Source organism: Shouchella clausii, assembly GCF_002250115.1.
GTDB lineage: Bacteria > Bacillota > Bacilli > Bacillales > Bacillaceae_D > Shouchella > Shouchella clausii.
The window spans coordinates 853,043-867,103 of sequence record NZ_CP019985.1; the positions used below are offsets into that span (position 1 = coordinate 853,043).

General features: G+C 44.6%; 13 protein-coding genes. 3 read left to right on the forward strand and 10 right to left on the reverse strand.

All coding sequences use genetic code 11. The features are described 5' to 3' along the window. Positions 1 to 148: 148 nt before the first annotated feature. A complete protein-coding gene (locus BC8716_RS04085) occupies positions 149 to 862 on the reverse strand; it encodes a YvcA-related protein (RefSeq protein ID WP_094424059.1) in 714 nt (237 codons plus the stop codon). A gap of 183 nt (positions 863 to 1,045) precedes the next feature. Between BC8716_RS04085 and BC8716_RS04090 the strand changes: the two genes are divergently transcribed. After that, entirely contained in the window at positions 1,046 to 1,441 is a 396-nt protein-coding gene (locus BC8716_RS04090; RefSeq protein WP_094424060.1) for an NUDIX hydrolase, read from the forward strand. Between the two features lie 107 nt (positions 1,442 to 1,548). Here the strand turns inward: BC8716_RS04090 and BC8716_RS04095 are convergent, their stop codons facing one another. The 7 genes from BC8716_RS04095 to BC8716_RS04125 form a co-directional block, all read right to left on the reverse strand. After that, positions 1,549 to 2,148: a tetratricopeptide repeat protein gene (locus BC8716_RS04095; protein ID WP_251180192.1), complete on the reverse strand. Its 600-nt coding sequence runs from the start codon at positions 2,146 to 2,148 to the stop codon at positions 1,549 to 1,551. Further along, positions 2,108 to 2,380, reverse strand: coding sequence for a YvcA-related protein (locus BC8716_RS04100; RefSeq protein WP_094424061.1), 273 nt, complete (start codon positions 2,378 to 2,380; stop codon positions 2,108 to 2,110). Before BC8716_RS04100 ends, BC8716_RS04095 begins: the two co-directional genes overlap by 41 nt. Positions 2,381 to 2,524: 144 nt before the next feature. Further along, on the reverse strand, positions 2,525 to 3,895 hold the full coding sequence (locus BC8716_RS04105) for an MATE family efflux transporter (protein ID WP_094424062.1): 1,371 nt from the start codon (positions 3,893 to 3,895) through the stop codon (positions 2,525 to 2,527). A 593-nt stretch (positions 3,896 to 4,488) separates the two neighbouring features. Beyond that, positions 4,489 to 6,219, reverse strand: a complete 1,731-nt coding sequence (locus tag BC8716_RS04110; protein WP_169715905.1) for a methyl-accepting chemotaxis protein — start codon at positions 6,217 to 6,219, stop codon at positions 4,489 to 4,491. A 195-nt stretch (positions 6,220 to 6,414) separates the two neighbouring features. Continuing rightward, a complete protein-coding gene (locus BC8716_RS04115; RefSeq protein ID WP_094424064.1) occupies positions 6,415 to 7,710 on the reverse strand; it encodes a CitMHS family transporter in 1,296 nt (431 codons plus the stop codon). Positions 7,711 to 7,777: 67 nt separating this feature from the next. Beyond that, a complete protein-coding gene (locus tag BC8716_RS04120; protein ID WP_094424065.1) occupies positions 7,778 to 8,089 on the reverse strand; it encodes an AtuA-related protein in 312 nt (103 codons plus the stop codon). Continuing rightward, positions 8,086 to 9,444, reverse strand: coding sequence for an acyclic terpene utilization AtuA family protein (locus tag BC8716_RS04125; RefSeq protein ID WP_257392284.1), 1,359 nt, complete (start codon positions 9,442 to 9,444; stop codon positions 8,086 to 8,088). The genes BC8716_RS04120 and BC8716_RS04125 overlap by 4 nt, the downstream gene beginning before the upstream one ends. Before the next feature lie 179 nt (positions 9,445 to 9,623). Between BC8716_RS04125 and BC8716_RS04130 the strand changes: the two genes are divergently transcribed. Continuing rightward, complete coding sequence (locus BC8716_RS04130; protein WP_094424066.1) at positions 9,624 to 10,979, forward strand: sigma-54 interaction domain-containing protein; 1,356 nt, start codon at positions 9,624 to 9,626, stop codon at positions 10,977 to 10,979. Between the two features lie 79 nt (positions 10,980 to 11,058). Here the strand turns inward: BC8716_RS04130 and pdxT are convergent, their stop codons facing one another. Further along, positions 11,059 to 11,646 (reverse strand): pyridoxal 5'-phosphate synthase glutaminase subunit PdxT, encoded by a 588-nt coding sequence (gene pdxT, locus BC8716_RS04135; RefSeq protein WP_094424067.1) that lies wholly within the window; start codon positions 11,644 to 11,646, stop codon positions 11,059 to 11,061. A gap of 4 nt (positions 11,647 to 11,650) precedes the next feature. Continuing rightward, positions 11,651 to 12,538, reverse strand: a complete 888-nt coding sequence (gene pdxS / locus BC8716_RS04140; RefSeq protein WP_011245312.1) for a pyridoxal 5'-phosphate synthase lyase subunit PdxS — start codon at positions 12,536 to 12,538, stop codon at positions 11,651 to 11,653. 120 nt (positions 12,539 to 12,658) lie between these two features. Here pdxS and pdxR point away from each other — a divergent pair, with 120 nt between their 5' ends. Continuing rightward, positions 12,659 to 14,053, forward strand: coding sequence for a MocR-like pyridoxine biosynthesis transcription factor PdxR (gene pdxR, locus BC8716_RS04145; protein ID WP_094424068.1), 1,395 nt, complete (start codon positions 12,659 to 12,661; stop codon positions 14,051 to 14,053). The last annotated feature ends 8 nt before the right edge of the window (positions 14,054 to 14,061 follow it).

The following is a 14,061-nucleotide window of genomic DNA, read 5'->3' on the forward strand; positions in this document are numbered from 1 at the left end:
TTTATCATTCTTAACATAAATATGAAAATAATGACACTGACATAAGACTTGTGAGGTTATACCTAGAGTTGTTACTTGAAAGCACTTAGAAAAGGGGAAATGCTTCTAGACTCTGCTCTCTTGTTGGTTGTCTTTTATTAATAGTTCGTCATTCGCCATCCGTCTCGCCTCCGTCGCCACGAGTACCTGAAAACTGAATTGACTTTACCCACTGGAGTATATAAGCTTCTTCCTCTGCCAAATCCATTTGACAACTTTCAGACTTTTCATCAACACAAGAAGAGATATAAAGAAATTCCATTGCTTGAGGCGCTTTTTGGGATGATACTTTGTAACCCATAAAAATATAGCTTTGATAACCTTCAATGTCCTCTATCGTATATCCATAGTATGTAAGACCATGTTCATCTTCCGTTTCTATCCATTCCTCTTCATAATCCCAGCGTCCTCTTAAATTATCTAAAAGCCGTTCTGGTTTTTTGGCATTTCCACCATAGTTATATTGAAAACCAACTAAATACCCTCTGTTTTCTTCTTCGCTTTCATAAGCAAATCTTAATTTTTCGTAGTGGTCCCCATCAATACCAGACGCATTGTCCATAAACACGGCCTCTTCCGGAAACCATATCGTAAAGGCGCCAATTTTTGAGCGCATTAAATAATACCCATCCGCTACTGGCTCTGTCGACACCATCATTTCTCGGGAATACTCATTTTGAAACGCATCAATTTGCGGCAAGTCTGCCGGGTCCATTTCTGCTGGTGTTTTTTCTGGTTCTTCTTCTGGTGAGCTACCCATTTGGCCACATCCTCCTAACATGATGGCAATGACAACTGCCAGCAATGCCTTGCTTTTGTCCACTTCGATCGACTCCTTAGGACTCACTACCGCTTTTTTATCATTCTTAACATAAATATGAAAATAACGACACTGATATAAGACTTGTGAGGTTTGAACTAGCTGAATGTTCTCAATGGAAATCACCTGTGTTAAACTTTTTTCACCGTGAATTTTCCGAATGATGAATAACAGGGGGAATTGTCTATGAGAGATAGAAGTTCGGTGGTCATAATAAAAGATGAGAAAGTCGTTTTAATTCAAAGAATTAGAGATGATGCTATGTATTATGTTTTCCCTGGTGGTGGAATAGAGCAAGGGGAAACACCAGAAGCCGGTGCCAAAAGAGAAGCATTGGAGGAGTTAGGAGTCGATGTAAAAATTAATGAGTGTATTTCCAAAATTGAATTCAACGGAACTCAATATTTTTTTCTGTCTGAAATTATTTCTGGAACTTTAGGAACTGGACAAGGGGAAGAATACATGGACAAAAATAGAGATAGCGGAACGTACTTGCCAATGTGGGTAGATATAGAAAGTTTATCATTGATTGATGTTAGACCCAGTGAAGTTGCTTTAAAAGTTCAATCGCTATTCAATTGACGCATCTCCCAAAAAATCAACACTATATATATCGATAGAAAACGTAATGAGATGCCTCATTCTCATTGCACTGTATGCCTATTTGTTGTGTTTTTGGCGAGTGTGAGTCACAATTTTCCCTTGCAAATATGAATGGCGTATTCGGTTGATTCTATTAAGTCTTTTTGCCCCTTCTGAATTCTTAAATTTAAGGCTTTGTGAAAATAACTTATAGCAAGATCGTAATTTTCTTGGTCAAACAAATTTTTGGCATAATGTTGATAAACAAAATCTAGTATACCCCGACGTTCATCACATATTTCGGCTTCTTCCATCAGTTTCTTAAACATTTGATTAGACGTATGAAAGTCTTTCTGCCATTGATATGTGTGGGCCAAACGTAGTTTATTAACAAACAAGCTATTGTCATTACTTGTGCTTTCATATGTTTGAATCGCTAACCTTAAATATTTTTTACTTTCTTCCAATTCTTTAACAGTCCGCAAATAAACGCCCATTAATCCATAGATTTTTGCTATTTCGTTTTTATCGTTCTGGAATATTGGTATTTGTTTTTTTAGAAATTCGATACCTTTCATCATTTCAGCTTTTGACAGAGGAACTTCTCGTAAATTTTCATCAAAATAAAAATCTAAATTAAATGGGATAGCAGACATGTCCATCCTTTTATTTAGACCACCTTTCAAAGGAAATTCTAAGCTTTTCATAATGGTCCCCATCCAAGCCAGACGCATTGTCCATAAACACGGCCTCTTCTGGAAACCATATCGTAAAGGCGCCAATTTTTGAGCGCATTAAATAATACCCTTCCGCTACTGGCTCTGTCGACACCATCATTTCTCGGGAATACTCATTTTGAAACGCATCAATTTGCGGCAAGTCTGCCGGATCCATTTCTGCTGGCGTTTTTTCTGTTTTTTCTTCTGGTGAGCTGCCCATTTGGCATATCCCCCTACCATCATAGCAATGACAACTTTTGTGACGAAGGGAAAAAGTGGTTTATCGGCAAGGTGGGGCAATTACGACAATTTGATTCATAAAAACAAGCATGATCCGAAAAGTGCCGAATCATGCTTGTTTGCTTTAAACTTCTTGCTGTTCTTGTTTGCCTTTTACTAAAATGGTCTCGCGGTCTCGGTACAGCAAAAATGTCGCAAGGATAAACGATAGCAAATCGGCAATAGGAAATGCTAAGAACACGCCGGTGATGCCCATATATTGAGGCAGCAACAACACAAGGGGAATTAGGAAAATGATTTGCCGAGACAGTGATAAAATCAAGGCAGGGGTTGGTTTGCCAAGAGCTTGGTACAAACCGCCGGCAACCACTTGCACGCCAGCAAGAAAGAAACCAGCGAACATGATTCTCATCGCTGTTGTGCCTGTCTCAATCGCAAGAGTGTCTGTCGTGAAAATTCGCATCGAAAGAGCTGGGAAAGCCATCATAATAAAGACAACGCCAATCGAACAGGCGACCACGACTTTTAATGTCAGCCAAATGGTCTCACGCATTCGCGCAAATTGTTTGGCTCCATAATTGTAACCGACAATCGGCATCATTCCTTGCATAACGCCAATCATTGGCATCACCGTAAACATCATAATCCGCTGGATGATGCCAAATACACCGACGTGCATATCGCTTCCATGTTGAATGAGCATCGCGTTGATGGCGATCATCATCAAACTCCCTGATGCTTGTTGGACAAATGCAGGAAAGCCGACAGACAAAATTTCCTTTACGACAGAAACCGGCAGAGACACGCTTGTCCAACTGAGGCGCAACGAACTTTCACCTTTAGCGTAATACCGCAAAATAAAGAAGCTCACCGCTCCTTGGGCAACAACCGTGGCGACGCCTGCCCCTTTAACGCCCATATCGAGAGCAAAAATGAAAATGGGGTCGAGAATGATATTCAGAATGGCCGGAATGACCATTGTCACCATCGCAAACCGAGCGTTTCCTTCCGAACGAATAATATTGTTTGTCGCAAATGTAAAAGCAAAGAATACCGTACCTAGCATGATCGGGAACATGTAGTCATAAGAATACGGCAAAATATCTGGAGTAGCGCCGAATAAGACAAGCAAATCTTCCAGAAAAAATAGCGCCGTGATTAAACCGGCAACGCTCATGACTACAATGAGCGCAAGCACTGTACCGAACACGCGATTGGCGTCTTCGTGCCTGTTTTCTCCTAACCTTCTAGAAATGACAGACGCGCCGCCAATTCCCACAGCTGCCGAGACCGCCATCATAATCATCATGACGGGGAAGGCAATCGTTAGACCCGCCACCGCTTCAATGCCAACGCCGTAGGAAATAAAGAGAACGTCGACGACATTGTAAAACGCCATGACAAACATACCGATCATGGCTGGAACCGATAGATCTCGAAGCAATTTTCCGATCGGTTCGTTTCCTAACTTTGTGCTATTGTTCGTTTGTTTCATAATTTAAAAATCCTTCCATTCGGCCAACATCACTCAAGCATTGGAGGTAAACGCTCCTCTGCTTTTCATATGAACCGTCCTTTTCCTATTAACCTAGGAGCTCTTTGCCATCTCCCTTTTTTCCTTCAACAAGTTGATTGGACAGCCACAAGCTCGCTATAATATGTTCTTCATAAGGGGCATGTTTTTCCTCCTACCTAATCATAGGGAGGGAGCATCGCGTACACAATAGTTACGGAATCTGTCTAGAATCGCCGCCTCCATTAACTCGATTACCTCTACGGCCCTAACCATACAAAAAAACTGCAGAATGCCTGTTCTGCAGCTTAACGTAAACGGCTTTACTATTGGGAAGACGCCCTAAAAAAGAAAGGCAGACATATCCGCCTTTCTTCAATTGGTTTTTAAAAAGCCCGTAGAAGATTTATAAACTTTGGACAGACAGACTGAATCCGTTTACTCTGCATCATACAGAGCCCTGAACTATGAAATTACGTGTCCAAAACAAATCCAATCTGGCTGCGCATCGTTTAAAACCCTCCTCTTTCAAGTAATCTTACTATACTGGTGAAATAGCTGTCTGTCAATGTATATTATTCTGTTTTATAATAAGCTAAATCGCCATTCATTTGTTGGTTTAAAGCTGTTAGTTTTTCGGCTGCAGTTGCGATTGTTTCTAGTGCAGCGCCTTGCTCGTCAAAGGAAGCGATCATTTCTTCAACGGATGCGGCTGTCTCTTCTGCTACACTTAACGCTTGTTCCACTGAGAAAGTCATCGTTTTTGCTTGACCTGTAATATTTTCCATTTCATTTTCGATAATATAAATGGCGCCGCTTGTCTTTTGAATAGAAGCTTCGATCCCTGTGAATACTTCTGCTGTTTGTTTGACTGCTTCTTTTAATTCATCTGAGTAGCTGCCCGTTTGTCCGATTAGCATGATGATTTGCTCCATCTCTTGTTCAATTCCAGAGATGACCTCTTTTATTTCAGCCGTGCGCGTATTCGCCTGTTTCGCAAGCTTGCGCACTTCCGCAGCAACGACGGCAAATCCATTGCCATGTTCCCCTGCCTGTGCTGCTTCAATGCTTGCATTTAAAGCAAGGAGGTTCGTCTGCTCGGCGATGCCATTAATTACTTGCGTCACCCGTGAAATGTCTTGGATTTTCCCATATAATTTAGTAATGCCGATGCTAATGTCTTCTGATGCTTGGTGGGAATTGGAATGAGACTGTTCCAAGTGGGAAACCATTTCCCTTCCTTTTGCAGAAGCAATGGAAGACTCAACGGATGTTTCAACCACTTTTTGCTTTTGCTCGTTGATTGATTGAATCGACTGGTTCAATTCCCCGACTTGCTCATTCGTTTTTTCCAGTTGGATGGCTTGATCTTGCGTTCCTGACCCGATTTCATTAACAGCTAAAAGCATCTCCTGTGCCGTTGCTGATGTCTCTTCTGCTACTGCTGACAAATCCGAGGCCCGATCGAGGACATTGATGCCAGATTGCTGCAAATCAGCAACCAATTTTCTCAACTGGGTCGTCATTGTATTGAATGACCGACCTAACCGGCCAATCTCGTCATTGGACTCTGGCAAGTTCGAATAGGAAATGTCGCCGTCGGCAATTGCAGCTGCCGCAGTCGCCACTGTTTCCAGCGTTTGCACTCTTTTGCGGATTAGCAAATAAGCGGCAAGCAATGCAGCAATGGAGACGATGGCTGTTAATGCCGTTATATAATAGCCAAGCTCTTGAATGTCGCTATAAAATTCGCTTTCAGTTGCCGTCATGCCAATATGCCAGCCCCATGGTTCGAAATATGTCATGTAGCTGATTTTTTTGACTTGTGCACCGTCTTCGACGCGATTATAAAACGTAAACCGATCTTCTACATTTTCCTTTCTAGCACTTTCGACGAATTGTTGCCGATTTGTCGTGTCTTCCGGAATTTCACCGATCTCATTAGTGGGGTGAAGTTGGGTTGCGTAATCATCTGTATACGCTACCATATATCCGTCTGATTTATAAGAAAACAGCGATTTGGAATGCTCATATCCGTTTTCTGTTTTAGGTCCAGAAATTAGCAAACGTGCCCGTTCCTGCCCTTCTTCTAGCGACATCGTGCCATTTTCGATATCCTCTTGTATGGCTGTTAATAGAGGCAGCGCTGCATCAACAGTATGTTTCATATCAAGCATGCCGGCGTCAATCAGCTGATTTTTCGCTAACGTATACGTAGTAGTGCCAATTACTAAACTTGTCATTAGCACACATGCTACAAGCAAAGCAGTTAATTTAACTAAGATTCTATTCCTAAATCTTTTCATGAACATCCCTCCCCCTTTTTGTATCGGTTAAAAAGTGACAGGGATGAATATTGTCGTTTCATATCGGGGTGCATATTTCCCGTCCGCGCAAGAACCGTTTAAACATAGCCTAATAATCGAAAACCAAGCTCGAACTATATAGGTAAAACCGATCATTCTTCTTTCGTTTAGTGTCAATAACCCGTTTTAGCTTTATCACCAGCCAGACAACACGCCAGTAAGCAAAGCAAATAGCGCCATCCATAGTGTCGTTAAAAAGGCCCATTTGAACATAAATCGTTGATGGTCACCTAATTCTACTTGCGCAAGGCCAACCAACAAAAACGTTGATGCTGTCAGCGGACTGAGAGGAAAGCCAACTGTCATTTGCCCGAGTACGCATGCTTGGGCAATTTCGATTCCAGGCACGCCGTACATTTCTGCCGATTGGGCAAGAATTGGCATGACGCCGTAATAATAGGCGTCTGGATTAAAGACGAGGCTGAGGGGCATGCTGGCAATGGCGACAACGATCGGCAGTGAACCGCCAATTTGTTCAGGCACTAGGTTGACTAACGCCACTGCCATCGCTTCGATCATCCCTGTGCCTGTAAGGATACCTGTGAAAATTCCAGCTGCAAAAATAATCGATAACACCGGCACCATGCCCGACGCTTGCAACTGGATTTGTTGCATTTGCTCTTTTGGATTCGGATAATTCATTAGCAACGCAAGCACAAAGGCAATGATAAAGACGACGGGCAGCGGCAACCATTGCATCACCAATGTCGTTAACGTCAAGGCGGTCAACAATAAATTGGGAATAAACAGCTTCGGGCGTTTCATTTTCAATTGCTCTTCCGTTTGAGCACTGCTCATTGAATGTTCGATTGATTGGACGCCAAGGCGTTTTCGCTCTTTTTTTCCAATCCAGTAAGCGACAAATAAAAGCCATAGAAATCCTACCGCCATCGAAGGCAATAGTGGGATAAATATGTCGCCGGGATCAATGCCAAGCGCGCTGCCGGCGCGGGCAGTCGGCCCTCCCCATGGCATAATATTCATGAGGCCCGCTCCAAGGCCAACGATTCCTGCCAAGACGAGTCGGTTCATGCCGAGCCGATCATAAAGAGGCAACAAAGCTGGGATCACAATTAAGAACGTCGATGCTCCTGAACCATCAAGCTGGGCAATCATAGCAAATAACAGCGTACCGACTACTACTTTTAAAGGATCGCCTTTCACCGCTTTTAAAATTCGGGCAAGAATCGGATCAAACATGCCTGCATTGTTCATAACGCCGAAAAACAGGATTGCAAAACCTAGCATAACGCCAGTCGGAGCAACAAGTTGAATGCCCTCCAGCATATGCTCACCGAGCTCAAGTCCAAATCCGCCAATGATGCCAAAAACAATTGGAATCAACACAAGTGCGACAATAACAGAAAGCCGCTTCGAAATAATCGAATATAAAAACACCACAATCGTCAAAAAACCAAGTAATGCTAGCATGAAATCCCTCCTTATTTAAGCGCTTTCAAAACGTTGCCCACTGTCAGAAGCGGGCGATGCCTCTCTTTTACAACTGAACGTTCATTTCAAGAAAATACCAAGAGAGCGATTTACCATGTGCATCAAAATCAAGGGCGGCCGCTACGCCACCTGGGCGAGTGCCATGGATGACAAAATGGAGTGCAGCCAATTGAGGAAGCTCATAACGGTCAACACCGCCAGAGGCTAGTCGGCGAAAATGTTGCTTGACCGCCGCTGCCGTTATTTGTTGCCTTACGCTTTCGTAAAATCGTTCATCGTACAGAAACAGGCTGATCGTTGTCTGTTCGCCTTTGTCGCCTGCCCGAGCATGGGCAATTTTATATAAAGGTGTAGTCATGCTATTACCTCCGTTACGAACACTTTTGTCTTCACCATTGTTCGTGGAATCGATGCTGAATAGGCAGAAACGACACGTTTTGCTTGTGATCGAACCCCGCCTGGACCCCCTGGGCCATTTAGCCACAATGCTTCCACTTCCTCCCCAACACGTTCAGCTTGCCGGCGGTCCTTCGCTCTAGCAGCTACACGGAGAAGGACTTCATATGGGCGGGCTGATGGCTCATTCTGAAAAAGCCCATTCACCCCAAGCAATTCATGTTTAACCTCTTGCTGGTTAAACCCTGCACTTGTTAATCGCGCCAATACGATTTCAGCAGCGAGATGGGCCCGTTTAACTGCACCGTAGCCTCCATAGGCAATCATGCCTTCACCAATGTAGCCTTGGTTCACGCCAATCGTCGCTTTTAGTTGAGCGGGCCGCTCACGACCGTTTCCCCCGTTCACTGCAATCCGATTGTCGGCAACCTCCTTAAAACACACAGATGAAAAATCAGCGGTAACGTCGGGCGTCATATAGGCAGTTGGGTCCATTACTTCATACAATAATTGCTCTTTGCATGTTTGGAGCGTCACCGCTCCCCCGCTTCCTGGCGTTTTCGAAATGATGCCAGTCCCGTCAGCAAAAACATCAGCAAATGGCATTCCGAGCCGGTGCAACTCCGGCACACGCTTATTGCAGCCATCAGCAAAATAACCACCACTTACTTGGGCGCCGCACTCAAGCAAGTGGGCAAGTACTGTTCCTGCACCAAGCAAATGCCAATCTGAAAGCTCCCAGCCAAACTCATAAACCATTGGTGCCAAAAATAATGAAGGATCTGCGACACGGCCAGTTAGGATCACATCGGCTCCTTGCACCAAAGCAGGCAAAATCGCGTCAACTCCTAAATAAGCGTCAGCGGAAATAACATCATCACCGAATGTGGAAAGAGGGACACCCGTTTCCCATAAAGGAGGGTCGGCTTGTTTTGCTTGTTCAAGCACATCGGCACCAATGACTGTTGCGACTTTCAGCTTTGTTAGACCGAGAGAAGAAGCGATTTCTGCCGTTTTCTTTGCAGCACTTTCTGGATTAGCTGCCCCTAAATTCGTAATGACCGTTACCCCTTTGTCTTGGCATAACGGCAATAAAGCTGCCATGCGTTCTTCTAAAAACTGACCATAGCCTTTTTCACGGTCTAACGCTTTTTCTAAGTGGGCAAGCGCCGTTGTCCGCTCGGCAAGCCCTTCCAGCACAAGATAATTTAAATCCCCGCGCTTCACTAAATCCACTGCTGCATCAATTCGGTCGCCGCCATAGCCGGCGCCAGTGCCAATACGTATCGATTTCATACTCTCCCTACTTTCTGCCATCTTTGCTATGCCTCTTTGAATGCAATCATTGTGCCAACTGTTAAAACGCGAACTTCCTAGGCTACAAAGGCGCCATTTCTAAAAATAAAGAAATAAATTCTAATAATTAAGAACAAGTTGGCCGTTTATCGCAAAGGCTGATATGATAATGAAAACGCTTAAAAAAAGGGGGCTTCCAAGTGAATAGACATGCCATTCTTGATGCCATTCAAGACGGCATTCTTGTCATTGACAAGCAAGGGATTGTCAAGAAAATTAATGACGAATATACACGCATCACAGGCGTTTGTGCACAGGACATTATTGGCAAGCCTCTTCTAGAAGTCAGGCCAGAAGCACAACTTGTTTCCACGCTAAAAGACAAAAACGTACGTGTCGGCGTTTATAGAAAAGTCAATGGCCGAGAATACTTAGTCGATATGGCGCCTATTTTTGACGGCGACCAAGTGGTGGGAGCCGTCTCAATCTGTAAAGGCAAACAAGAAGTGCTGGATTTGACAAGGACAATCGAACAGCAAAAACAACAAATTCAATGGTTGCAGCAAAAAGTAGAAGCCAGTTTTCAAGCGGCCCATCATTTTGAATCGATCATTGGATATAATCAAGGGTTAAAAGAGGTAACAGCGATTGCCCGCAAAGCAGCAACCGCTCCTTTTCCAGTCTTGATTACAGGAGAGAGCGGAACAGGGAAAGAGCTTTTTGCGCAGGCTATTCATAGAGGAGGGAAAAGTGCCTCACAGCCATTTGTACCAATCAACTGTGCTGCGATTCCAACAGACTTGCTCGAAAGTGAATTGTTTGGCTACGAAACGGGGGCTTTTACAGGTGCCCAGAAAAATGGCAAACTTGGCTTGTTTGAGTTGGCTGACAACGGTACGTTGTTCCTTGATGAAATCGGCGAACTGCCCCTTTCCTTGCAAAGCAAACTGCTCCGCGTCTTGCAAGAAGGGACGATACGGAGGCTAGGTGCTTTAAAGGAAAAACGTGTTTGTACCCGTATAATTGCTGCGACTAACCAAAACTTGGCGGACTTAGTGAGCAAAGGTTTGTTTCGCGAAGACCTCTATTATCGTTTATGTGTGTTCCAACTTCACATACCACCGTTGCGTGAGCGAAAAGAAGATATCCCTTTGCTTGCCAAAACGCTGCTTGCCAACCAATCTGACGCGAAGGCAGTGGGGCAAGTAAACATTAGCGACGAAGCATTGGAAAGGCTTAAGCACTATCATTGGCCTGGGAATGTGCGTGAACTAAAAAACGCGCTCCAATTTGCCTTGTGCATGATGGATGAACCCGTTTTGCACACAAGCCACCTGCCGCCACATTTGGCAACGGACCTATGGCAAAGGTCCACGCCAATGTCGTTTACTCCTCCTACGTCATTGAAAGCAGGCATGGAGGAAGCTGAACGGCAGCTTATTACAAACGTACTTGCCAATTGTGCAAATCATTTAGAAGGCAAAAAGCAGGCAGCAAAACGATTAAATATTTCCTTGGCAACGCTATACAATAAAATGAAGAAACACCGTTTGTAATTGTTGGGAGACTGGAAAAAAACCGGACGGAAATTGTCCGGTTTTTTCTGTATAACTTGCGCAGAAGCCGTTGCCTTTTTTAATGAGCTTCCAACACAGAGCGCTCTGCTACCATCTTTATAAACGCTTGATGCAAGCGGGCGTCATCCGTCAATTCAGGATGGAACGAACATGCAAGGAAAGGGCCTTGCTTGACGGCAACGATTTCTCCGTTGTATTCGCTCAAAATGTCTACATCTGGGCCGACTTCTTTAACAAGCGGCGCGCGAATAAAAACAGCAGTCAGCTTTTCGGCTACCCCTTTCACATCAAGTGTTGCTTCAAAACTATCCCGTTGCCGCCCAAACGCATTGCGCTCGACGACCATGTCGATAAAACCTAAGTGCCCATCTTGCTCACCAGAAAGAGTCTTTGCCATCAATATCAATCCAGCACATGTGCCTAATATCGGCTTTCCTGATTCGCCAAATTCTTGCAACGGCTTAAAAAGTTGATACTTGTCAATCAACCTACGCATTGCCGTCGACTCACCACCTGGCAAAATAAGCCCATCCACTTCTGCTAGCTGGTCTGCACGCTTTATTTCGATTGCTTCTGCGCCACTGTTCGTTAATAAACGGATATGTTCACTGACCGCGCCTTGTAAGGCTAGTACTCCGATTTTCATAGGCTTACCACCCACGGTCCTGCATCCGTTCTGCTGGCGCCAATGTCGCCACGTCAATTCCTTTCATGGCGGAGCCAAGGTTTTTCGAAAGCTCGGCAATCCGTTCATAATCTGTGTAATGGGTTGTCGCTTCCACAATTGCCCGAGCAAATTTTTCAGGATTGTCTGATTTAAAGATGCCCGATCCGACAAAAACGCCGTCAGCGCCTAGATGCATCATAAGAGCGGCATCCGCCGGCGTGGCGATGCCCCCTGCGGCAAAATTGACGACAGGCAATTGGCCCGTTTCCTTAATGTGCAACAATAATTCATAAGGGGCGCCTAACTGCTTGGCTTCCGTCATCAACTCATCTGTCGACATATGGGCTACTTGTTTGATTTGCGCCTGCATTTTCCGCATATGGCGGACTGCTTCAACAATATTGCCCGTTCCTGGCTCGCCTTTTGTGCGAATCATTGAAGCGCCTTCGCCAATCCGGCGTGCCGCTTCGCCGAGGTCACGGGCTCCGCAGACAAACGGCACTGTAAAATCACGTTTGTTTAAATGATAGACTTCATCAGCCGGTGTCAGCACTTCGCTTTCATCAATGTAATCGACGCCCATCGCTTCCAGTACTTTCGCTTCAACGATATGGCCAATGCGTGCTTTTGCCATGACTGGAATCGAAACAGCGTTTAACACTTCTTCTGTCACAGTTGGGTCTGCCATTCTCGCCACACCGCCAGCTGCACGAATATCAGAAGGCACCCGTTCCAACGCCATGACCGCGACAGCACCCGCTTCTTCAGCAATTTTGGCTTGTTCGGCATTAATGACATCCATAATAACGCCGCCTTTTTGCATTTGCGCCATTCCTTGTTTCACCCGGTCTGTTCCGACTACTTTTTCCATTTGTCCCACTCCTTTATCGTTGCTTTTTTTCGATTTGCTGACTAGTATAGAAAACAACTGACCACATTGTAAGTGTCAGTTTTCAAGAAAGTGATGAGGTCAGAAAAAGGAGCGGTCTACATGGAATTGCTATGGTGCGAATTAAATCGAGATTTGCCAACGCCCTTATATGAACAATTGTACGCACACATCAAAACGGAAATTACGGAAGGCCGTATTGGCTATGGCACGAAACTTCCCTCTAAACGCAAACTAGCCGACTCTTTAAAATTAAGCCAAAACACGGTTGAGGCAGCTTACGAGCAGTTAGTAGCAGAAGGTTATGTCGAAGTGATTCCAAGAAAGGGATTTTATGTACAGGCCTATGAAGACTTAGAATACATTCGAGCTCCGAAAGCACCTGGAGATGCGTTAGAAACAAAACAAGACACGATTCGCTACAATTTCCACCCAACCCATATTGACACAACAAGCTTTCCATTTGAGCAATGGCGCAAGTATTTCAAGCAAACGATGTGTAAGGAAAATCACCGTTTATTGCTGAACGGGGACCATCAAGGCGAGGCTTCATTTCGGCGCGAAATTGCCTATTACTTGCATCATTCACGGGGCGTCAATTGCACGCCAGAACAGGTAGTGGTCGGAGCTGGGGTAGAAACATTGTTGCAACAGCTTTTCTTGCTCCTTGGCGCAAATAAAGTCTACGGAATTGAAGACCCAGGCTACCAACTAATGCGGAAATTGCTATCCCATTATCCAAACGATTATGTCCCTTTTCAAGTCGATGAAGAAGGCATTGATGTTGACAGCATCGTCCGCACACCGGTAGATGTCGTTTACACAACGCCATCGCGCCACTTTCCTTACGGTTCTGTCTTATCGATCAATCGCCGCAAGCAATTGCTTCATTGGGCAGAAGCACACGAAAACCGCTATATTATTGAAGACGATTACGATAGTGAATTCCGCTATACAGGAAAAACTATTCCATCTTTGCAAAGCATGGACGTCCATAACAAAGTCATTTATTTAGGCGCCTTTTCGAAATCATTGATTCCGTCTGTCCGCATCAGTTATATGGTATTGCCGGCACCACTTGCCCACTTATATAAAAACAAGTTTTCTTACTACCACTCAACGGTGTCGCGCGTTGACCAGCAAGTACTGACGGCATTTATGAAACAAGGGGACTTTGAAAAACACTTAAACCGGATGCGGAAAATTTACCGCCGCAAGTTAGAAAAAGTTCTGAGCCTGTTGAAACGATATGAAGACAAGCTATCGATAATCGGTGAACGTTCCGGTCTCCATATCGTGCTCGTCGTAAAAAATGGAATGGATGAACAGACACTGGTTGAGAAAGCATTAACCGCCAAGGCAAAAGTGTATCCATTATCTGCTTACTCCCTTGAACCTGTAATCCACCCGCCTCAAATTGTACTCGGCTTTGGAAGTATTCCTGAAGACGAATTGGAAGAAGCGATCATGACAGTGTTGAATGCGTGGGGGTTTTAGTCGGGGGG